General features: G+C 26.6%; 22 protein-coding genes. 11 read left to right on the forward strand and 11 right to left on the reverse strand.

All coding sequences use genetic code 4. The features are described 5' to 3' along the window. The first annotated feature begins 161 nt into the window (after positions 1-161). Both MDIS_RS00505 and MDIS_RS00510 read left to right on the forward strand, forming a co-directional pair. Positions 162-2633: an HsdM family class I SAM-dependent methyltransferase gene (locus MDIS_RS00505; RefSeq protein ID WP_044635180.1), complete on the forward strand. Its 2472-nt coding sequence runs from the start codon at positions 162-164 to the stop codon at positions 2631-2633. Positions 2634-2673: 40 nt separating this feature from the next. After that, positions 2674-3960, forward strand: a complete 1287-nt coding sequence (locus tag MDIS_RS00510; protein ID WP_044635134.1) for an IS3 family transposase — start codon at positions 2674-2676, stop codon at positions 3958-3960. A 489-nt stretch (positions 3961-4449) separates the two neighbouring features. Here the strand turns inward: MDIS_RS00510 and MDIS_RS00515 are convergent, their stop codons facing one another. Together MDIS_RS00515 and MDIS_RS00520 are read right to left on the reverse strand one after the other, a co-directional pair. After that, positions 4450-4761, reverse strand: a complete 312-nt coding sequence (locus tag MDIS_RS00515) for a hypothetical protein (protein ID WP_044635181.1) — start codon at positions 4759-4761, stop codon at positions 4450-4452. Further along, a complete protein-coding gene (locus MDIS_RS00520; RefSeq protein ID WP_044635182.1) occupies positions 4749-5717 on the reverse strand; it encodes an Mbov_0400 family ICE element protein in 969 nt (322 codons plus the stop codon). The genes MDIS_RS00515 and MDIS_RS00520 overlap by 13 nt, the downstream gene beginning before the upstream one ends. Positions 5718-6418: 701 nt before the next feature. Between MDIS_RS00520 and MDIS_RS00525 the strand changes: the two genes are divergently transcribed. After that, complete coding sequence (locus MDIS_RS00525) at positions 6419-7705, forward strand: IS3 family transposase (protein WP_044635183.1); 1287 nt, start codon at positions 6419-6421, stop codon at positions 7703-7705. Positions 7706-7843: 138 nt separating this feature from the next. On the opposite strand, the gene MDIS_RS00530 is transcribed toward MDIS_RS00525, so the two are convergent. The 8 genes from MDIS_RS00530 to MDIS_RS00565 all read right to left on the reverse strand — a co-directional run bounded on the left by MDIS_RS00530 (position 7844) and on the right by MDIS_RS00565 (position 14160). Further along, entirely contained in the window at positions 7844-8140 is a 297-nt protein-coding gene (locus MDIS_RS00530) for a hypothetical protein (protein WP_044635184.1), read from the reverse strand. A gap of 184 nt (positions 8141-8324) precedes the next feature. After that, positions 8325-9026 carry a pseudouridine synthase gene (locus MDIS_RS00535; protein WP_044635185.1) on the reverse strand — a complete coding sequence of 234 codons (702 nt, stop codon included), beginning with the start codon at positions 9024-9026 and terminating at the stop codon, positions 8325-8327. After that, positions 9004-9435 (reverse strand): iron-sulfur cluster assembly scaffold protein, encoded by a 432-nt coding sequence (locus MDIS_RS00540; protein WP_044635186.1) that lies wholly within the window; start codon positions 9433-9435, stop codon positions 9004-9006. The genes MDIS_RS00535 and MDIS_RS00540 overlap by 23 nt, the downstream gene beginning before the upstream one ends. Further along, positions 9428-10573, reverse strand: a complete 1146-nt coding sequence (locus MDIS_RS00545) for an aminotransferase class V-fold PLP-dependent enzyme (RefSeq protein ID WP_044635733.1) — start codon at positions 10571-10573, stop codon at positions 9428-9430. The genes MDIS_RS00540 and MDIS_RS00545 overlap by 8 nt, the downstream gene beginning before the upstream one ends. Then, on the reverse strand, positions 10566-11279 hold the full coding sequence (locus tag MDIS_RS00550; RefSeq protein WP_044635187.1) for a TlyA family RNA methyltransferase: 714 nt from the start codon (positions 11277-11279) through the stop codon (positions 10566-10568). The genes MDIS_RS00545 and MDIS_RS00550 overlap by 8 nt, the downstream gene beginning before the upstream one ends. Then, positions 11280-11741, reverse strand: a complete 462-nt coding sequence (locus tag MDIS_RS00555) for a hypothetical protein (RefSeq protein ID WP_044635188.1) — start codon at positions 11739-11741, stop codon at positions 11280-11282. It abuts the gene before it with no gap. After that, entirely contained in the window at positions 11713-12558 is an 846-nt protein-coding gene (locus tag MDIS_RS03920; RefSeq protein WP_052506189.1) for a transcription antitermination protein NusB, read from the reverse strand. The genes MDIS_RS00555 and MDIS_RS03920 overlap by 29 nt, the downstream gene beginning before the upstream one ends. A gap of 405 nt (positions 12559-12963) precedes the next feature. Further along, a complete protein-coding gene (locus MDIS_RS00565) occupies positions 12964-14160 on the reverse strand; it encodes a phosphopentomutase (RefSeq protein WP_044635189.1) in 1197 nt (398 codons plus the stop codon). A 76-nt stretch (positions 14161-14236) separates the two neighbouring features. On the opposite strand from MDIS_RS00565, the gene MDIS_RS00570 reads away from it, so the two are divergent. From MDIS_RS00570 to era, 5 genes are read left to right on the forward strand one after another with little or no spacing between them, the layout of a single operon-like run. Beyond that, positions 14237-16276, forward strand: coding sequence for an Mbov_0121 family peptidase domain-containing ABC transporter (locus MDIS_RS00570; protein ID WP_044635190.1), 2040 nt, complete (start codon positions 14237-14239; stop codon positions 16274-16276). Beyond that, entirely contained in the window at positions 16248-16631 is a 384-nt protein-coding gene (locus MDIS_RS00575) for an MAG1140 family protein (RefSeq protein ID WP_232034181.1), read from the forward strand. Before MDIS_RS00570 ends, MDIS_RS00575 begins: the two co-directional genes overlap by 29 nt. Before the next feature lie 17 nt (positions 16632-16648). After that, entirely contained in the window at positions 16649-17101 is a 453-nt protein-coding gene (gene ybeY / locus MDIS_RS00580) for an rRNA maturation RNase YbeY (protein ID WP_044635191.1), read from the forward strand. Beyond that, a complete protein-coding gene (gene cdd / locus MDIS_RS00585) occupies positions 17101-17496 on the forward strand; it encodes a cytidine deaminase (protein WP_044635192.1) in 396 nt (131 codons plus the stop codon). The genes ybeY and cdd overlap by 1 nt, the downstream gene beginning before the upstream one ends. Positions 17497-17503: 7 nt before the next feature. Further along, a complete protein-coding gene (gene era / locus MDIS_RS00590) occupies positions 17504-18385 on the forward strand; it encodes a GTPase Era (protein WP_044635193.1) in 882 nt (293 codons plus the stop codon). 109 nt (positions 18386-18494) lie between these two features. On the opposite strand, the gene MDIS_RS00595 is transcribed toward era, so the two are convergent. Next, positions 18495-20225, reverse strand: coding sequence for an SGNH/GDSL hydrolase family protein (locus tag MDIS_RS00595; RefSeq protein ID WP_052506190.1), 1731 nt, complete (start codon positions 20223-20225; stop codon positions 18495-18497). A 180-nt stretch (positions 20226-20405) separates the two neighbouring features. On the opposite strand from MDIS_RS00595, the gene MDIS_RS00600 reads away from it, so the two are divergent. The 3 genes from MDIS_RS00600 to MDIS_RS00610 all read left to right on the forward strand — a co-directional run bounded on the left by MDIS_RS00600 (position 20406) and on the right by MDIS_RS00610 (position 22672). Beyond that, complete coding sequence (locus tag MDIS_RS00600; RefSeq protein ID WP_044635194.1) at positions 20406-20861, forward strand: YhcH/YjgK/YiaL family protein; 456 nt, start codon at positions 20406-20408, stop codon at positions 20859-20861. 155 nt (positions 20862-21016) lie between these two features. Then, a complete protein-coding gene (rpsT, locus tag MDIS_RS00605) occupies positions 21017-21289 on the forward strand; it encodes a 30S ribosomal protein S20 (RefSeq protein WP_044635195.1) in 273 nt (90 codons plus the stop codon). Between the two features lie 96 nt (positions 21290-21385). Further along, positions 21386-22672, forward strand: coding sequence for an IS3 family transposase (locus MDIS_RS00610; RefSeq protein WP_044635183.1), 1287 nt, complete (start codon positions 21386-21388; stop codon positions 22670-22672). The last annotated feature ends 35 nt before the right edge of the window (positions 22673-22707 follow it).

Genomic DNA, 22707 nt, shown 5'->3' on the forward strand with positions numbered 1-22707 from the left:
ACTTGTTAGTCTCTTTAATTTTTTAAGTTTGCGCTAAAATGTAAATTTTTAGTGATTTTTTCTTGAAACTTCATACTTTCCAGCCGTAATCATTTTTGTTAAATGGTATAATAATAAATTAAAATCGAGTTGTTTTTATTGTTATTTATTTTAAGGTAAAGATGGAAATTAGTAAATTGGAAAGTTATTTATTGGTTTTTAAAGAAATTTTTAGTGATAATTTTTTTGAAAATGAAGAAAAATTCGTAATTAAGATTAAAAACGAAGAGATAATAATCGACAAAATTACAAAAAGATGATCATTAAAAGGTGTTAAATTTGATCATCAAAGAATTTTTTCACTAGAATTAACAGAAAACTTTTCTGTTATTGTCTTAATTGCTAAACTTTTGCAAAAAGGTTACAAAAAGCAAGAACTTTATCTAGAAAAAAGTTGAAAATTAGGACACAATAATTCAGGTTATGCTGATGTTGTCGTGCTAAAAAACGGTCTTCCTGTTTATGTTTTTGAAGTCAAAGATATTTTACAAATTAATAATTTTGTTTCTTGCAAGTTTTCAAATAAGACAAAACAACTTTTTAGCTATTTATGACAAGACAAAAATATCAAAGTTGCCAGTTTTTACAGTTTTAATTTTCTTTCAAAAACAGACCTTTTTTTCAACTTTGTTACAAAAGATCAAAAAATTAGTGCCAATTCTATTGATGAACTTTTTGAAAATTGAAATAAAAATCGAGATACTACCCCGTTTATTCTTAAAAATCAAAAATTTGACTTCAAAACTAGACCAATTCAATTTGAAGAGTTGAAAAAGATTGACTATAATGCTTCGAAACTAATTTTTCAGCAATTTCTAACAATTTTAAGGCAACATAGCGTTTCTGATAAATCAAATGCATTTGATAAAATGATCAACTTGCTAATCGCTAAAGTTTGTGATGAAATTCAGGAAAATAGAAACTTTAGCGTTAATTTCCAAGACTTTAGTGGATTAAAATTCCAATACATTGAAGGAATTGATGATGATATCTCCTTTTTAAAAAGAATTAATGACTTGTATCGTGTGGGAATGAACGAATATATGCGGAAGCAAATTATTGACTATGATGACAAAACTATCGATTTCTATTTAGATGATGAAAGTAGAAACTACTCGAAAATAAAGGAGATTTTTGATAATTTAAGACTTAAAAAGAACAACGCCTTCTGGTTTATTGAAGTTTTTGATGATCAAAGTTTCCATCAGAACAATCTGATTTTAAAACAGGTTGTAAAATTAATTCAAGTTTATAAATTTAAATATAATAATAAACATCAGTTTTTGGGTGATTTTTTCGAAGAATTACTAAATACTTCTTTAAAACAAGAACAAGGTCAATTTTTTACACCACTTCCACTTGTTGAATTTATGGTCAAATCTCTACCAATTCAAGAAAAAATTGAACAAAATATTATTAATTCAAAAGCGGAAATTGTTCCTAAAATGATCGATTATGCAAGTGGAAGCGGTCATTTTTTAATTTCTTATATGGATTATGTGCAAAAATATTTTAATTCATTAGAAATTAAGGGCACAAAAGATATCAAAAACAAACTTGAAGCATACAAAAATTACCCTTTTTCTTGAGCAAGAGATTCTGTTTTTGGAATTGAAAAGGATTATCGACTTGCTAAAACAACAAAAATTGCGACTTTTTTAAACGGCGATGGTTGAGCAACCATTGTTAATGGTGACGGAATTAATAAATTTAGTTCTGATGATTATAAAGGGACAATTTTGGATACCAAAAGTAAAAAAAATGAAATTTTTGATTTTGTAATTGCAAATCCCCCTTATTCAGTTTCAGGTTTTCTAAAAAACATTGGAAATAATAACATTGATGAATCAGATTTTACCTTATTAAAATCATTGAATCAAAACTCAAGTGAAATTGAAGTTCTGTTTGTAGAAAGAATGGAACATTTATTAAAAAGTGAAACCGGAATTGGCGCAATAGTGTTGCCGCGTTCAATTTTGACAAGTTCAAAATACGAAAAATTGCGTAAATTTATTTTAAAAAGCTTTAAAATCATAGCTCTTTTTGAATCAGGCGATATAACTTTTAGTGGAACAACGACTTCGCCAATAATTTTATTTTTGCAAAAAATGAAAACAAAGTCAGACTATGATTTCTTAGTGATTAATTCTCCGAAAATTATTTTTCAATCAAATGAAAAAGAAAAAGAATTTTTAGGTTATCAATTTAGCTCTAACCGTAACAAGTTGGGGATTGAAATTAAACATTATAATTTAGCGGAGAAATATTCACCATTAGTTCGTGAATTTTTCCTTAATTCAAAACCGAAAAAATTGGAAAATTACGCTTTTACTGTTAATATTTCTAAAATTTTAATTAAAAATTGGGAAAAAAACATAACAACAATTGTTCCTCGCTATAAAAAACCAGGGGATGATTTTATTCAACTTGGCAAATTAATCGATGAAATTAATCCAAAAAATCAGATACCTGAAAGTAAAAAGGACAAAATTCATTATCTTGAAATTTCTGATTTAGAAAAAGGATTAATTAAAATTAAAAATGAAAAAATCGGAAAAAAGATTAAAAAAACACAAAAAATTGCAGTAAATTAGTAGAAAAAAATGAGACACACCAAGAGAGGTGTGTTTTTTTATGAAACAAAATAAATTTTCAATTAATGAAAAAATCAAATATATCAAAATCGCTGAATCGCAAGGATTCAAAAGTGCGACTATACATTTTGCAAACGAGTTTCGTGAAATTTATAAAAATAAATCAGTTAATAAAAAATCGCAAAAAGAGGGTTTTTTACAGACATATGCGAATAATTTAATTCGAAACTGACAAAAAAAGTATTATAATTATGGTATGAACGGATTAATTAGCACACGTGGTAAAAATAAATCACCACGTAAGTCAAAAAAACAATACACAATTAACGATCTTTCGGAAAATGACCGCGGAATTTATCAAGAAATAATGGAAAACGTCCTTAGAAGATACGGGATTGATCCTGCAATTGTAATGGACGAACTTAAAAAGCGAAAACAAGAAGCAGAAAAAGATAAGGATCAAATCGAAAATTCAACAAGACTTTGCAGCGTTTTAAAAGTTAATCGCACATCGATTTATCGCAAAATAAAGGTGAAAAAATCACCAAAAGAAATGGTATACAGTAAAGAATTACTTGATTGAATTCTTGAAAGTTTTAATTTTAACAGAAAAGTAAAAGGTCGAGATAATTTGTATAATGTATACAAAAATCAAGGAAATAATATAAGCACATATGTTTTTCAAAAACACTATGAACATTTAGGGATAAAATCGATTGCTTACAAAAAACAAGGTAAAAATGCGCCAAAAGAAGCTAAATTTTCGCGGATTTGAGCCGAAGATCATATCAAAGGACAATTTGAATCTAAAAATTTTGGTGAAAAATGATTTGCTGATATTAAATTTATAAGAATTGGCGATGATTTTTATTTTTTGCATTCAATAATTGAAACAAAATCTAATTATTTGCTAAATTTTTCAATTTCCAAGACTAGATTTTCAGAAGAAACAATAAAATTAGTAAAAGAAACAATCAAAAAACACAAAATTACACCTAAATTTTTCCATTCAGATCATGGAGTTGAATATGCTAACCACCGATTTGCTCAATTTTTAAAAGAAAACAACATTCAACAATCAATGTCGCCAAAAGGAAACGCGCTTGCAAACCGCCCGATTGAATACTTTTATGCTATTTTACAAAGAGAATACTTGAATGTTGAGGGTAAAATTTTTGAAAACCTTGAAGATGCCCATCAAAAAATCAGCTCATTTGTTAAATGATACAATAAAACTAGAGTGCAAAGTTGCCTTTCATATTTGAGTCCAAATTCTCATTTTGAACAATTTGGTGCTCAAAAAAATTTTCACAATTTTGGAGAATAAAAAATAATAAAAATTTGTTTTAAAAATAATTAAAAATAATGATGTGTCTCATTTTCCTATACTAACTTACACAAAAAATTGCAGTTCCAGGCGATCTTCTAATTTCAAGTTTACCAAATAAGGACAAAATCGCAATTTCTGACGATTTTTTCTTTGTTTCACCAGCAATTTTCGTTCTTAAAATTAAAGATGAATTTATTCGTAAGCAACTTTATGAATATATTCATAAAAATAAGAATAACATCATTTCAAATATGCAAGTTTTTTTAGACGGATTTAAAATCACTTATGCAAAAATAAGTGAATACAATTTACTTAATAATATTTTTGTTGAAAAACATTTTTTTGAAAACACCGAATCAACAAATAATTAGAATGAAGGTTTATAAAAATAACAAAAACTACGAATTTTTCAGTCAAGGGTGTAAAAATTAGACAATTTAAAAAGATAGAGTTGCTTAAATATTTTCCATTTTTGTCTAAATTAATTTAATTTAAATCACCGTCTCCATCTTCTTCTTTATTTTCTGCTTTCCGCTCTTCTTCTTCCTGTTTTTGTCGTTGACCTTCTTGTTCTTTCAATTTTTCAATAAATTCTTCTAATAATATCCGTGCTTTTTCTTTATCTAGATGTGTGATTTTCTTTGATTGTATAATAGATTCAAAAAAATTTTTAATTTGATTTTCTTTGATTCTATTTATTATGATCCTATTAGATAGATTTTTTTCTAGTTTGTCAAAAAAGAAATAATTTTCATTCCCATCTTTTACCATTTGTTTTACAAATTTTAAAAATGACATTCTTGTTTCAGGCAAATTATTTTCTCAAATCAGTTCAGCATATAATGGAAATCACGTTTCCAAATTTCTTTTAATAACTTTTCGTTTCCTAAATCTATCAAACCTTTTGCAATATTATCACGATTTGCTGGATATATAGTAACTGGTCTTATTTTATGGTCTATTACACTTTTTTCGTATAATTCGTTAATATGTTTTAAAATTAGACTAGAAGTTCACCTTGATTTTTCGGCATCCGGAGTAATTCTTTCGTTTTCATTAATCCATTTTGTTAATGGATAATTAATTTTTAAATCAAGATAATATTCCTTTGCTGATTTTAAAATGGAATTAATAACATTAAAATAGTAAGGAATACGCTGCTTTTTTTCCAGTTCTGAAAATTTTTCTTGTTCTATTGATTGCAATTTTCTTTGACATTCTTCATTGTCAATCAGACCTAAAGCAAGGCTTTCAACTAAATCATTCGCATAATGTTCAAAACTTGCATATAATGTTTTTGGTGTCGCCTGATTAGAACTCTCGCTATATCTAACGGCAGAATAAGAAATAAAAGGCATTTTCTGTTTTAGACATTTTTCAATTTTATCAAAAATTGTCATTGCAAGATGATAGTCAAGTTTTCAAATTTTTTCAATTTCAACTTCAGGATTGCTTGATTGAAAATCTCTAAAATCCTTTTCGTCAATTCTAAAAATTTGCGATCCGTCAACAAGTGAGTAGTAATTAAATCAAGTTCCAGTTTCGGTTAGTTTTGGTATTAAAACTTCAGTATTTTTATGTTTTTTAGCAATTTCTTCTTTGCTTATAGTTTGTGATTTTAAATAATAATAAACGCCTCTAATTTCATCGTGAAGAAATAATAACGGATTTGCGTTTATTGGCCTGTGCAAACTATCAAAAATAACTGTAGTCTCATATTTTTTTGGATTGTTTTTTCGACTAGTTTCTTCCATAATCATCTCTTATTACGTGGTTAGTTTTTTTTTTTTTTTTTTGTGAAAAAGTACAAATACTAACATTTATTAAATTTATAAATAAAATTTTATTTTTCAATTCGTTCTAATGTTTTTCAAGGTTTTATTTTAATTTTTTAGAAAGAAGGTTTTTTAGACCCTTGACACGTGCCAGTCGCCCATTGTTCTATTTCCATAATCCCCCCTTTTTTTAACAGTGTCAAAGAAATTTTTATTTATTCATTGAGTTTTAAGTTTGTTTGATTTGATAAATTTCAACTTAATCTTTCAATTTTTGACCTTAAAGATAAAAGAAAAATCGTTTTTAAGCCAATTTTATTAATAAAAATTGAAAAATTCACGAAACTGTAATTAGAAATCGCTCAAATTTTTAATTTTATAGTTTGAAACTTCACTTTTTAATTTATAAACTGTATGAATTATCCCATATTTTTTAGAAAAAAGAATTTTTTTTATAATTTTTTCTAGGATTTTCCCACATTTTATCAATTGAGTTGTTAAAAAACCGCAATTTTATGCTTACTTTTATTTTCTTAAAAAATAAAAGTAAGCAAGTTTATTGGTATAACTTAAAAGTTAAATAAATTTTTGTTATAAATTGAATACAAAAAAATACGCTGTATAAAATAGCATAAATTAGTAGAAAAAAATGAGACACATCAAGAGAGGTGTGTTTTTTTATGAAACAAAATAAATTTTCAATTAATGAAAAAATCAAATATATCAAAATCGCTGAATCGCAAGGATTCAAAAGTGCGACTATACATTTTGCAAACGAGTTTCGTGAAATTTATAAAAATAAATCAGTTAATAAAAAATCGCAAAAAGAGGGTTTTTTACAGACATATGCGAATAATTTAATTCGAAACTGACAAAAAAAGTATTATAATTATGGCATGAACGGATTAATTAACACACGTGGTAAAAATAAATCACCACGTAAGTCAAAAAAACAATACACAATTAACGATCTTTCGGAAAATGACCGCGGAATTTATCAAGAAATAATGGAAAACGTCCTTAGAAGATACGGGATTGATCCTGCAATTGTAATGGACGAACTTAAAAAGCGAAAACAAGAAGCAGAAAAAGATAAGGATCAAATCGAAAATTCAACAAGACTTTGCAGTGTTTTAAAAATTAATCGCACATCCATTTATCGCAAAATAAAGGTGAAAAAATCACCAAAAGAAATGGTATACAGTAAAGAATTACTTGATTGAATTCTTGAAAGTTTTAATTTTAACAGAAAAGTAAAAGGTCGAGATAATTTGTATAATGTATACAAAAATCAAGGAAATAATATAAGCACATATGTTTTTCAAAAACACTATGAACATTTAGGGATAAAATCGATTGCTTACAAAAAACAAGGTAAAAATGCGCCAAAAGAAGCTAAATTTTCGCGGATTTGAGCCGAAGATCATATCAAAGGACAATTTGAATCTAAAAATTTTGGTGAAAAATGATTTGCTGATATTAAATTTATAAGAATTGGCGATGATTTTTATTTTTTGCATTCAATAATTGAAACAAAATCTAATTATTTGCTAAATTTTTCAATTTCCAAGACTAGATTTTCAGAAGAAACAATAAAATTAGTAAAAGAAACAATCAAAAAACACAAAATTACACCTAAATTTTTCCATTCAGATCATGGAGTTGAATATGCTAACCACCGATTTGCTCAATTTTTAAAAGAAAACAACATTCAACAATCAATGTCGCCAAAAGGAAACGCGCTTGCAAACCGCCCGATTGAATACTTTTATGCTATTTTACAAAGAGAATACTTGAATGTTGAGGGTAAAATTTTTGAAAACCTTGAAGATGCCCATCAAAAAATCAGCTCATTTGTTAAATGATACAATAAAACTAGAGTGCAAAGTTGCCTTTCATATTTGAGTCCAAACTCTCATTTTGAACAATTTGGTGCTCAAAAAAATTTTCACAATTTTGGAGAATAAAAAATAATAAAAATTTGTTTTAAAAATAATTAAAAATAATGATGTGTCTCATTTTCCTATACTAACTTACTGTATAAAATAGCATCTTTTTTTGTATTAAAATCTAAAAGTCAAAAAAAAACTTACAAATAAAAAAAGTTATTTAGAAACTTTTCTGTGTCTTAATTTAGTAATAATAGCTTCAAAATTTTCAACTTTATGTTCTTCATAAAGTTCTCTATAAATAACTTTTGCAACTACTTGTCTTTCGCTTAAAGGAAAACCGTTTGGGTCAACATTTTCTGAAGACAAATCGAGTCTTCTATCGTATTTTAGATGAAAGTAAACAATAATAAATTCTTCATTATCTAATTGTTCAACTCATCTTTTGACCAAACCTTTTTTAAATTCTGCATCAAATTTTGTAAATTTTGGTTTATTTGGTCTATCTTTCATTTTATTCTCCTTTTATTTATTAGTGTTTGCTTTTTATGTTAAAAGTTTATTTCTTTAACAATAATTGATAGCCAAACAAATATTATATTACAAGATTAAAAGATCATTAAATTGTACCAAAAAAAGAAGAAAAAAATTTGTTAAATTTTTTAGTAAAACTAAATTTATACAGAAAATCTAAGCCTTATTCAACAAGTTTTTTTAACATTTCAATCTCTTTTTCACTTAATTTACGTCATTTACCAGGTTTTAGTTCACCAAGTTCAATGTTTGCAAAACTTATTCTTTTAAGTTTTACTACTTTTTTATTGATAGTTCCAAAAATTTTTTTAATATGATGATTAGAACCTTGCCATACAGTTGCAATGTATTTTCGCGAACTAATTTTTTTAATTTTCTGAATTGATTTGACATTATCCAATTCAATTTTATTTTGATTTAAAAAGTTAATTTCTTCATCGTTAAGACTAAAGTTTGTTTCTACAAAGTATTTTCTTTCAATTTTAAAACTTGGATGTAACAATTTGTTGCAAAGTTCACCATCGTTTGTTACTAAAATTAAACCAGTCGTCTGAAAATCTAGTCTACCAACAGGAAAAAGATAAGTATTTTTATCAAAAAATTCCATTATTGTCGGTCGATTTTCAGGATCAAATCGAGTTGTAATGTAATTTTTTGGTTTATTAAGCGCGTATCAATGAATATTAGGTTTTTTTGTAATTTTATTTCCATCTAATTCAATTATGTCGCTATTTGTGACAGTTTGTCCAATTTTTGCAATTTTTCCATTTATTTTTACACGGTTTTCTAAAATTAGTTTTTCTGAATTTCGACGGGAACTGATACCCATTTCAGATAAAAATTTATGAATTCTGATTTTTTTCATTGTTTTTAATTGTAAATTTTAGCAAATTAAGCGATAATCCAACACAAATTAGACGGTTTGGATGATTTTTTACCATAAATAATGCATTAAGATCTTGTAGTTCGGGAATAATTTTTTGAAAATTTATCATTTTTTCATATTTATCAAGTAAAATAAGTGCTTCTTCAACGGTTTTATTTATTAAAATTTGTTCAAATAAATAACAACTCGCAATTAAAAGCGAACAACCTGATGCACAAAATTGGATTTTTTTAATTTTATTTTCAAAAATCTCCAAATCAAGCACGGCACTATCTTCACAATTATCATTAATTTGGTTATTTTCCGAAGCGCAATTTCGTTTTTTTTCTTTAAATTTGTTATTTGAGTTTAAAATAATCTCACGTCTTTTTAAAAAATCGTTATACAAAATCCAGAAACTCCTTTTTTTCCAAAATCTCAACCAAATTATCGACATCATTAAAATCGTTATAAAAAGCAAGGGAAACTCGAATAAAACTGTTTTTTTTTAGTAATTTTTTGAGAAAAGGCACGCAAAAAGTACCACTTCGTACGTAAATATTTTTATTTCCAAGATAAGAAGCGACATCATGAGCGCTAAAGTTTTTGATGTTAAAAATTATAATATGATCACCTTTTTTTGAAAAAATTTCAATATCATCAATTTTTTTGAGTTTTTCATATAAATAAGAGCTTAAAATCTCAAGATTTTTGCAAATGCTTTTAATTCCGATATTATTTACAAAATCAATTGCGGCATCAAGCCCCCAAATTGCAGCAAAATTTAAAGTACCTGCTTCAAATTTTCGATAATCATTGTGATAACTTATATTTTCAGAATTCATTTTGACAATCGTGCCACCACCAAATTTAACTGGTTCTAGTTTATCCAACAAAATTTTTTTAATCGCGAGCACACCAAGACCAGTAGGTCCATAAAATTTATTGGAACTAAAAGCAATCGCGTGGGAAAAATTCATACTAACTTTTTGGTAATTTATTGATTGTGTGGCATCATTTATAACAAAAGCATCGTATTTTATAGCTTTTTTTCAAATTTCAGTCAAATCTAAATCAACTAAAATTGAATTATTAGTCTGTGAAAATGCAATAATTTTAGTTTTTGCTGAAATTTTATCGACTATTTTTTCGCTATAAACAATTTTAGCACCAATTTCTTCTGCTATTTTGATTCAAACAATTAAATTTGATGAGTGATTAAATGGTGATAGTAGAATTTCATCACCATTTTTTACAAATTTTTTCACCATATGGGCGAATAAATTAATGGCCTCGGTTGTTCCTGAATTGAATATAATTTCATTTGGATCTGCATCAATAAATTTAGCTATTTTTTCACGTGTTTTTCTGATTTTTTCAAGGCTTTCATAACTTATTTTTGAATTTTGTGAGTGAGTATTAACTGCAAAATTTAGATAAAATTCATTAATTTTTTCAACAACAGAAAGAGGTTTTTGCATCATTGCTGCAGAATCCAAATAAGTAACTTTATTTGCAAACGGGAAAAATTTCTTAAAATTATCCATTTTTTCTAACAAAATGCAAAAAATATTCAATATTTTTTGATTTTAAACCTCTAATTGGTGATTCCATTAAATTTTTTAGTTCAAAATTTGGACTAGCAGATTCAACAACTCGATCAATTAAAAATTTGTGATATTCTTTTGGGACAACCCCACCTTTTTTTACATATTTTGAACTAGCTTCGAATTGTGGTTTTAACAGACAAACGAAAATTTTACCTTCATTTAAAAGATTTTTTACCACCTCCAAAACTTTTTTAAGACTAATAAAGGAAACATCGCAAACAATTATATCAATTTGTTCATCAAAAAAATCTTTGTCAACGTGTCTAATGTTTGTTTTTTCTTTAACTGAAATTTTAGGGTTAATTCTTAATGAATAGTCAAGTTGATTAGTTCCTGAATCGAGTGCATAAATTTTTTTCGCCCCCTTTTCAAGGCAAATTTGAGTAAACCCCCCTTTTGATGAACCGATGTCCAAAATAATTTTGTCTTCGAAGTCAAGATCAAAATTCTCATAAGCTGAAAGTAATTTTAGAGCACCGCGTGAAACATAAGGAAATTTTTCATTAACACTAATATGATCTAAGTTTGAAATTTTTTGACTTGGGATATAACAGGTTTGGTTATTAATTTTTACATATCCAGTACGAATTAGAGATTCTGCCTTTTCAAAACCCATTTTTAAAACCTTATTAAGCAAGTTCATTTATTTCCATCTCCTTAAAATTTCAATAATTTTAGTGTTGAACTTTGGATCAACTTTAATTCATTCGATTGATAATGAATTAAAAGCATCACGCCGTTTGTCCTCGTAATCTACTAATTTTCGTTTAAATTTGAATCTTTGTAGGTGAATTTTTCAACTATAGAACAAAAAAATTGCCAAATTTTTGTAAACTTGGAAATTTATAAATAAATTTCCACTTAAAAATTGATTCATACTGAAAATTCAATTTTCCATTCTTTCAATCTTGCTAATTAACATTAAATCAAGAGTTGCACATCTTTGATTTGAAATATTAACTTCAAGAATTTTAGACAAATAGTAGAACAAAAATTTAAACTTTTTTCTTAATAAATGACGATATTTTCAATATTTTATTTCAAATTTGATATATCTTTTAATTTCACGTTTGTTCTTAATTTCTAAGAAGATTTTTTGTTTCATAATAATCGTATATTTTTTGCAAAACAGCATTTACAAAACAAAATTCATTATCACCTGCAACGCTAAAAATTTTTGTTATCTCAATCGCCTCGTTAAAAACAATTCGTGGCGGAATAAAAAATAATTCAGCTGCTCCAACTAGTAAAATTGACCGAATTAGTGGCAGAATTCTTTCTCAACTTCAGTTTGATTTTAGTTGCAAACTAATAATTTTTTTCAAAAAAGTATAATTTTTTTGTATAAAATTAAGCAATTTTAACTGTTCAATTGATAGTTCAAAGTATTTTTCTTTTACCTCATCAATATCAATATTTTCATCAAAAAGTTGTCAACTGTAAATAATGGAAACATTCGCCATTCTTCTAATGCGCTGTTTTGTCAAACTTTGGTATTCAACTTCCTTTTCGCCATCAGGATCGCTTAAATCAATATTTTTTTGTGATTCATCTTTTTTTTTGTAGTTTAGCGTGTTTCTTCTTGCGTATTTATTAGGTTTTTTAAAGAATTTAATAGTTTCAGCTTCTGGTTTTTTTTCTGATTTAGCCCTTTTTTTATTTGTTTTTTGATCAGCAATTTGTTCCTGATCTAATTCAAATTCAATTTCATTATAAGATTCATCATCGATTTGTTTTGCTTCAGAACCATTTTGACCTTTATTTTCAAAGTTGTTTTTTACTGAATCCTCATCAGCGGTAAATTTCTGCTTTTTTTCTTCATAAGTTTCCAATTGCTGATCGGTAAAATTTGGTTTTTCGTCATCAGTATTTTTATGACTATTTTTTTTATCAGTAAAATTTTTTTTATCTGGTTCATTCATTTTTAACCCATTTTTATCAAATAAAATTACTCGTTCATATTGTATGAATTAAAAATTCAAGTAAAACAAACGAAACAAATCTTATATGCTGTAAAAATTAAAGTGCTTTCATATGCATATTTATAAATATGGTAATTTTAGCATATTTTTCAATTTTGACATTTTAAATTATTAATTATAAATTAATAAACAAAGAAAAATTCGTTATTTCCTAAATTTTTTTACAAATGTTTACAAATAAAACCTTGATTTTTTAGATTTTAATTATCTAAAAAAATTTATGTGGTATTTTTTTACTTTAACTTCCAGAATTTTTTCCATTGACAGTTTCTAGAAGTTAATTTTTCCTTGAAAAATAAGATTTACTTGTAAAAACTTAATGATATAAGCATATTTTAGCCATAATTATTCCAGAACATCGAAAATATCTTCACCAATTTCTGACATTTCAACCCCAAAATTTTTAGCAATTAAATTTCCAATTGTTGCAAGCGATGAAATTGGGTTTTTCAAAAATTTTGTTTTTGAGATAAATTTTTTTGAGAAAATTGTAAGCGGCAATGCTTCGCGAGTATGATTTGTGCCTGGAAAACAAGGGTCATTTCCGTGATCAGATGAAATTATTAATAAATCATTTTCTTTTAAAGCATTCACTAATTTAGCTAATTTGATGTCAAAACTATTCAAATTTTGACAATATCCCATAACATCACGTCGATGGCCATAACTTGAGTCAAATTCAACTAAATTTACAAAAATAAATTGATTTTTTGTTGCTTTAGTTGCGATTTCAATCGCAATATCCATATTATTTTCATCGCTGTTAGGTCCAAAAATTTTATCAAGACCTTGATTTGAAAAAATGTCAGCGATTTTTCCAATACCAATTGTTTCAATTCCGGCATTTTGTAAACGATCAAGAATTGACTTTGGCGGAATATTTGCATAATCATGCCGGTTAAAAGTGCGGGTAAAATTTCCGTTTTCACCAACATAAGGGCGAGCGATCACACGCGCAACATTTCATTCTGGTTTTGAACTGCAAATTTTTCTTGCCGCCTTTGCATAACGGTAAAGATTTTCAAGTCCTAATTTTTCCTCATGCCCACAAATTTGTAAAGTTGAATCTGGCGAAGTATAAACAATTATTTTACCCTCATCGATGGATTTTTGACCTAATTCAGAAAGAATAACAGTTCCACTAATCGATTTATTTCCAATAATTTGCCGATTATCAAAGACTTTTTCTAGTTCTTTGATTAATTCTTCGGGAAAACCGTTGTCAAAATTGGGACTAGGATTTGTAGTTTCGATCCCCATCATTTCAAGGTGGCCAGCAAGTGTGTCTTTTGCTCTTGATTTAACGATTATTTTTGAAACATAAGCGAGTGGTTCTTTGTTTTTTTTGCCAAAATTTTCAATTTTGGCAACATTACCAATTCCCATTTTTTTTCAAAAAGGAATGTTTAGTTCTCCTGTTTTTGAGACGCAAAATAAAGTATTTGCTCCAACATCGTTAAAAAATTTTTGATGACCATCATCACCGATCCCGAGCGAGTCTGTAACAATTAAAAAAATTCGTTTAAATTTAAATTCTTTCATACTTTCACTTTCAAATTTCCTAATTTTTTCTCTTTTTTTATAATTTTACTAATTTTACATTAATTTTCAACAGATAATGAAAGTATTTTTGCAAAAAGATTTAAGGGATTGTGGGTTAGCGGTTCTCCAATCAATTTATCATCATTTTTATGATAAAAAGATTTCAATAAATACTTTAAAAACAAAGGCTTTTTATTCACATGATGGGATAAATATTGCTAATTTGGAGCGTTTAGCAAAGGATTTTGGAATTATTCTTGATTCATATGGAGGCTCATTTGAAAGTTTAAAAACTCTAAATCTTGGAAAACCGACTATCATTTTAATTAAAACTGGCGATTTGAACCATTATGTTTTGTTAACAAAAATCACAAAAAGAAAATTTGAAATTATCGATCCGCTAAAAGGGAGGATGAAAATTAGTACGGCAACAATGGAAAAAATCTTTCAAAATGTTGTGATTTTTGCACAAAAGGATTTTGAATATAAAAAATCAAAAGGAAAAGACAAATCTTGAAATAATTGATGATTTTTCCTTGAAGCAAAAAGTAATTGATATTTACTTTTCTTATTTTTCATAACAGCGGTTAGCAATTTTGTTTCGTCTTTATTTATGAAGACAATTATCGACAAGGTTTTTCCACAAACGGAAATGTCTCTTGTAGTAAAAGTCTGTGTTTTCTTTATTTGAATTGCTTTTTGACGTGTTTTACAGGATGTTTTTAAAAAAACTTATATTCATAAAATCGAACTTAAAATTGAAAAAGAAATTTTTGACCGATTTTTTAACGCTCTAAAAACTGGGGAAAATTTTCAACTTTTAAAGCTAGATAATCACGATTATATTCGAAGGATTAATTTAATTCCTAGTTTTGCCAGTTTTTCTGCCAGTTTTTATTACCACATTTTTAACGAACTAATCACTTTTTTGATTTCATTTTTCATTCTTATATGAATCGATGTTAAAATTTTTGGCTTAATTATAGCAATTAGTGTTGTTTATCTTTTTGTTAGCATATTTGTTCGTAAAAATATTACAAAAAATCACAGATTTTTAATGGAAGATCAACTAAATAGTCTGTCAACAAGTAACGATTTAATTTTTTCCATTGAAAATTTAAAGCGTGATGATGTGTATAAAAATTTAAAACGACAATTTGATGAAAAATATTATCGTTACAAAAAAACAGAATTTAATATTTGGAAAAAAGAAAATTATTTATCAAGTTTTAATAATTTTATTTTTTCAATTTCACCAATTTTAATTGTTTTTGTTTCATCTTTTTGAATTTTTGATAAAAAATTATCGATAGGGGAACTACTGCTTTTTTTAAGTTTTTTTAGTTTTTTTATTAATCCACTTTCCTCTTTTGTTGATATTGTTACCAATTTGCCGATATTTTTAAAGGAATTAGAGTTATTGAATTTTGTTCTGAATGTCGATAAGGAAGTTAATGGCAAATACCATCAGAAAATTTCTGATATTAAATTAAAAGATTTGAGTGTGAGTTACTATAAAAATAAGACACTTTTTTATATTGACAAAATGCAAATTAACCAAAATTTACGTATAATTGGGAAAAATGGTAGTGGAAAGTCCACTTTTTTGAGACTTTTAAATCAAGATATTGTTTATAATGGTGAGTTTTTGATTAATAATCTTGATTTGAAATATTATAATCAAAATGAATTAAGGAAAAGAATTTGTTACATAAAATCACAAAATTATTTTCCGAGTATTTCAGTTCTTTCTTTTGTCACAAATGAGAATCCTGAAAAAATACAGAATTTGATAAACAATTTTCAGCGTTTTGACATTCAAGAAATGCTCTATGAGTGGCAAATTTCACTTGATACAAAGTTTGTTAACAACGGGTCAAATTTTTCAAGTGGTCAAAAACAAATAATAGCGCTTTTACAATTATTAACACAAAATTATGACCTGATTTTGCTTGATGAGGCTTTTGAAAACATTGATGAAAAAAATTTTGAATTTCTAAAAAAAGTTATTGTAAATTATCAAAAAAATGCTATTTTTATTGAAATTTCACATTCAAAAAGGTTTGTAAATCAGGAAGGAGAGATTCTTGACATCAAAAATATATCAAAACAGTAAAATTTCAGTATTAATTAGCGTAATTTTATTGATTTTAATGGGATTTAGTCTTTACTATTTTTTTCAAATAAAAACATATAAAACAATTAATTTTGTTCTTGAAATCGATGAAAAACATAAAACTTTTGCAAAAATAAATTCAGATATTTACTATTTGCTAAACAAAGATTCTTTTGCACAATTTCAATTTCAGGATCGAAATGTTAGACTTGAACTTGTTAAAATTACCAACACAAAACAAAACGAATTTATCATTGAATTTACAAAGTCTCTTTTGTTAAAGCCTAAAACACAAATACCTGCTGTCCTTTTTTTAAAAGATAATGGAAATTTTTTTGATCTTTTTATAAAATAGGAGTAAAATTATATTAAATGAAAGCGACAATTAATTTTCTAAATCAAAGCAAAATTAAATTTAAGTATTTAAAGTTGTTTAGAAAAATTTTTAAACTTTTAGTTGAAAAAGAAAATCTGGTAGGTGAAATTAATTTAGATTTAATGTTAATTACTGAACAAAAAGCACAAAAATTAGCGCTTGAGTTTAAAAAGCAAGACTATATTCCTGATGTTCTATCCTTCCCAAGCAATTTTTTTGTCAATGACAGTGATTCCAGCTTTCATTTTTTAGGCGAAATTTTTATGACACCAACGAAAATATTAAAACAGGCAGATGAATATGGACATTCAGAAGAACGCGAGTTTTCTTACCTTTTTGTTCATAGTATCTATCATTTGCTCGGTTTTGACCATCAAGATGAACAGGCAAATAAGCGTATGCACGAAAAAGTTGAAGATATTTTAGTAATTTTAGGAATTTCTCGTTAATGAAAGATTTTTTTTCAAAATTGGATAAATTAAGCAAAAATGCTTACTGTCCTTATTCAAGTTTTGCTGTTGCCGCAATTTTAGTAACAAACTTGAATGAATCATTTCAAGGTGTTAATGTTGAAAATGCAGTTTTTCCAGCAGGAATTTGCGCCGAAAGAACTGCAATTTTTCAGGCAATTGCCAATGGTGCTAAACCAGAAAGTTTCAAAGAAATTCACATTTATAGTCCAAAATCTGAAAAATTTATTGTTCCTTGCGGCCAGTGTTTGCAAGTTTTTGTTGAATTTTTTTCAGAAGATGTTAATATTTTTCTTTACAATTCAAAATCAGAATTTATTGAGAAAAAATTAGAAGAACTTTTACCACACCAATTCAAAAAGGATTTCTTGTAATAAATTTATGGATAATACAAAAACCTGCTTTGTTGCCATTATTGGGCTCCCCAATGTTGGTAAATCTTCGCTTATCAATTCAATTGTGCAATTTCCAGTCTCAATTGTAAGTTTAAAATCACAAACTACCCGCGATGCAATCAATGCAATTTACAATAAAGGCAATCTCCAAATTGTTTTTGTCGACACTCCTGGCTTTCACAATCGGATCAACAATCTTAGTAATTCGCTAAATTTTGCAATCAATTCAACACTTGAAGGGATTGATTTAGTACTTTTTTTGCACCCAGTTAATGAAAAAATCGATGAAAATACAAAGCAATTAGCCGAAAAAGTTTCAAAAAACACTAATAAAATCGCAATAATCACAAAAACTGACTTAGCAAACGATGATCTAAACTTTGAGAGCCAAGAAAAAAATTTTAAGGAACTAAATTTTGAAAAAATTTTACCTTACTCAACCAATTCAGACGATTTTCGCACTGATTTATTAACAGAAATCGAAAAATTCGCTTACCCTTCGAATCATTTTTTTAACAATTTAGACGTCACTGATCAAAGTTCCCGCTTTTTTGCTAAAGAAATCATTAGAAAACAGATACTTTTAAATCTCGAAGACGAAATTCCCCATCAATGTGCTGTTGTAATTGATAGTTTTGATGAATCTGATAGCCGTTTTGTCAGAATTGAAGCAACAATTTATGTCGCCAGAAAGTCGCATTTACCAATTGTTGTTGGTAAAGAAGGTTCGGTTCTTGGTAAAATTGGCACTGATGCACGTAAAGAACTTGAAGAAATTTTTGGTAAAAAAGTCGTGCTAATTAATCGAGTATCAGTTGCAAAAAAATGATTTAATGATCCTAAAATGATAAAAAGATTTGGATATTAGACTATATTATTCAAAAGTAGCAAAAAATTATACTTTTAGCAAAAATTGCTAAAATCCTAAAAAAAGCGTAAAAAATACTGTAAATTACGGTTTTATTATTTATCTCTATTTATTTTTTCGCTAGTTTCGCCTTTTTTTCATCAGTTTGCTTTGGTTTACTAGAAATCTGTTCAAAATGTTTTAGCGCTTCTTTAATTTTATCACCAATTTGTGGGACAAAAAGTGTGGAAAACTTTTTCAAAATTTCGAAAGAAAATGTGAGCAAGCTGATTTTATCTTCTTTTCCAGGTTTGGTTATTGATTCAATAAATTCGAAAAATGATTTAAAAATTTCGTCAAAAAAGTTTGTTTCCTTGTTTTTAAACAATGGTTTTAAAATCTCTGCTATAAAATTTATTTTCTCCAAAAATGTTTTAGAATTAGAATCGGGTATGTTGGAAAAAAGTTGGCTAAAAAAAGGATCATTTCCAAAAAGTTTGCTAATATCAATATCACTAGAAAAATCGGAGCTAATAAAATTTTTAAATAATTCTGTTGGTGTTAATTTGCTATCCTTGATTTTTTCTTCTTGCTCTTTTTCAAAATTAGAATTTTTGTCTATGAATTCAGCGGTTTTTTCACCTTGGTTTAATTTTTCTAGTAACTCTTGATTGGATTTTGCGAAGTGACTAATATCAATTATGTTTTTATAAGTTAATTTTCCATCAACTATATCATTAAAGTTGCTTGTTTTCTTAAATTCATCTATATTTTTGTTATTTTCATTTTGGTCGAGTGCTAATTTTAAAAGAAGTTGGTGAGCAATTTTTTTCTGCCCTTTAAGTTTTGGATAGACGCCTAATTTAGTTGCTGAAAATTTACTATCCTTTTCATTTCAGAGACTTTTATCGTAGACATCAACATAATTTACATTATTTTTAAGGGCGATTTCCCTAATTGCTGAATTGGTTTTGTCAATATTTTTATCAAAAAAATCAAGATCTAATTTGAAATCATTATGTAAAACATACCTTAAAAATTTTGTGATAGACGAACTTGGAGAAAAATAAATACCTATTAAATTTATTTTTAATTGCGAATTTATAGACTTCAATTCTTTAATTAGATTATCAAAATCTTCTTTTAATTCAGAAATTTTTTCGTCTATTTCATCTTTAAAATCTTTTTTTGTCTTGACAGAGTCAGTTTGTTCAATATTTTTTTTGTGTTGATCTAACAATTTTTTTAAGTCATCAGGTATGTTAGGTAAATTTGATGGTACAATTGAAATTTTTTTCATTATAGTAAAAAAAATTTCATCAAAACCGAGAGATACAGTTAAAAGATTAGCTTTTTTTATTTTTTGAATAAAATTAGGAAATGATTGATTTTCAAGTTCGCCAAAAACTGCACCAATTTCATTAAATTTATCATTTTTAGTTAAATTAGAATTAAGAAATGTTTGTGACAATTTACCTTTTGGATATTTTTTAGGGTTAATAAGATAAAGTCAATTTTGAACACTTGTGCCATTCACTGCTAAATTATCATAGGAAACTAACGAATTTTTATTCAGTTTCTGAAGAAAATGAGCAAAAAATGCTGGATAGGATTGCCCGCTTAAATTGCCCGCTTCATCCATTTTACCTTGAAAATCACGATAAGTTTCTTCGCTCATCCCTGTTGCTGCTGCATCGCCGATGGCTAAATAATTAACTTTTGATAATAACGAATTTTCACTGTTAATTTGAGTACAACTTGCTGCAACAAGTGTTGAAAAAACACTAAATGGGGCAAAAGTTAATGTTGTTATTTTGAGAATTTTTCTTGATAAAAAAGAATTTTTGTTTCCACTTTTCATAGTTATTCCTTCAAAAATATTGTTTACTAGAAAAAATTATAATATAAATTACAGTGTTTTTTTTAATTTTTACATTATTTAGCAGTAAAAATTAAAATAATGAATAAAAAGTGTTTTATTTGCTAAATTTGTTTTTTTTGATAAAATTTATAATAAATTTTTATAAAAAGTTGGTGAAAAGTGATTTATGATAAGTTGGTAAATTTTGAAAAATATTCATTTTTAAACAAAAATTTTGCTAAATTGGCAGTTTTTTTAAGAGAAAATGATTTAACCAAAATTCCTGTTGGTAAAACAGAAATTGACGGTGATAAAATATTTGTAATTCATATTGATGTTACAAGTTTTGATGATACAAACGCACTTTATGAATATCATAAAAGATATGCTGATGTTCATATAGTTGTTGAAGAAAAAGAACAGTATTTTTTTGATTTTTCGGAAAAATTAGTCAATAAAGTTAGCGATTATTCAGAAAAAGATGATGTTGCACTTTACAGAAAAGATTCGGTACGTAATTTAATCAAACCATTAAAAGGCGAATTTTTAATTTTTCTACCAGGCGATGCTCACTTGCCAAAATATACTGGTGAAATCGGCACAATTAGAAAAATGATTTTTAAAGTAGAATACTAATTTAGCAAATAAATTTTTGTTTTTTTGTGTTTGGTTAGGGTTAGAAAAACCACTTTTTATGTAAAAATGATACCTTTTATGGTATAATTTTCCTAGCGTTTTTCAACAAAATTGTAAATTAAAATATAAATAAAGAAATTTTTAAGGAAAAAGATATGGCAAATATAAAGTCAAAAATTAAATCAATTACAAAAATGCAAAAAGCAAGAGTGAGAAATAATGCAATTAAATCTCGTGTAAAAACTGCAATAAAAAAAGCAAAAATTGCAGTAACTACAAATTCAGAAAATCAATCTGAACTAGTGGCAAAAGCTCATAAAGAAATTGCAAAAGCTAAATCAAAAGGCGTTTTTCACAAAAACAAAGCTTCTCGAAAAATTTCAAGATTAGATTTATTTGTTAATAAACATACAAAAACAACTGTATAAAACGGTACAGCAATAACAAATAAATAAAAAGACCATTTAATTGGTCATAAATTAGTAGAAAAAAATGAGACACACCAAGAGAGGTGTGTTTTTTTTATGAAACAAAATAAATTTTCAATTAATGAAAAAATCAAATATATCAAAATCGCTGAATCGCAAGGATTCAAAAGTGCGACTATACATTTTGCAAACGAGTTTCGTGAAATTTATAAAAATAAATCAGTTAATAAAAAATCGCAAAAAGAGGGTTTTTTACAGACATATGCGAATAATTTAATTCGAAACTGACAAAAAAAGTATTATAATTATGGCATGAACGGATTAATTAACACACGTGGTAAAAATAAATCACCACGTAAGTCAAAAAAACAATACACAATTAACGATCTTTCGGAAAATGACCGCGGAATTTATCAAGAAATAATGGAAAACGTCCTTAGAAGATACGGGATTGATCCTGCAATTGTAATGGACGAACTTAAAAAGCGAAAACAAGAAGCAGAAAAAGATAAGGATCAAATCGAAAATTCAACAAGACTTTGCAGTGTTTTAAAAATTAATCGCACATCGATTTATCGCAAAATAAAGGTGAAAAAATCACCAAAAGAAATGGTATACAGTAAAGAATTACTTGATTGAATTCTTGAAAGTTTTAATTTTAACAGAAAAGTAAAAGGTCGAGATAATTTGTATAATGTATACAAAAATCAAGGAAATAATATAAGCACATATGTTTTTCAAAAACACTATGAACATTTAGGGATAAAATCGATTGCTTACAAAAAACAAGGTAAAAATGCGCCAAAAGAAGCTAAATTTTCGCGGATTTGAGCCGAAGATCATATCAAAGGACAATTTGAATCTAAAAATTTTGGTGAAAAATGATTTGCTGATATTAAATTTATAAGAATTGGCGATGATTTTTATTTTTTGCATTCAATAATTGAAACAAAATCTAATTATTTGCTAAATTTTTCAATTTCCAAGACTAGATTTTCAGAAGAAACAATAAAATTAGTAAAAGAAACAATCAAAAAACACAAAATTACACCTAAATTTTTCCATTCAGATCATGGAGTTGAATATGCTAACCACCGATTTGCTCAATTTTTAAAAGAAAACAACATTCAACAATCAATGTCGCCAAAAGGAAACGCGCTTGCAAACCGCCCGATTGAATACTTTTATGCTATTTTACAAAGAGAATACTTGAATGTTGAGGGTAAAATTTTTGAAAACCTTGAAGATGCCCATCAAAAAATCAGCTCATTTGTTAAATGATACAATAAAACTAGAGTGCAAAGTTGCCTTTCATATTTGAGTCCAAACTCTCATTTTGAACAATTTGGTGCTCAAAAAAATTTTCACAATTTTGGAGAATAAAAAATAATAAAAATTTGTTTTAAAAATAATTAAAA

It is taken from the genome of Mesomycoplasma dispar, assembly GCF_000941075.1.
Taxonomy (GTDB): Bacteria; Bacillota_I; Bacilli_A; order Mycoplasmatales; family Metamycoplasmataceae; genus Mesomycoplasma; species Mesomycoplasma dispar.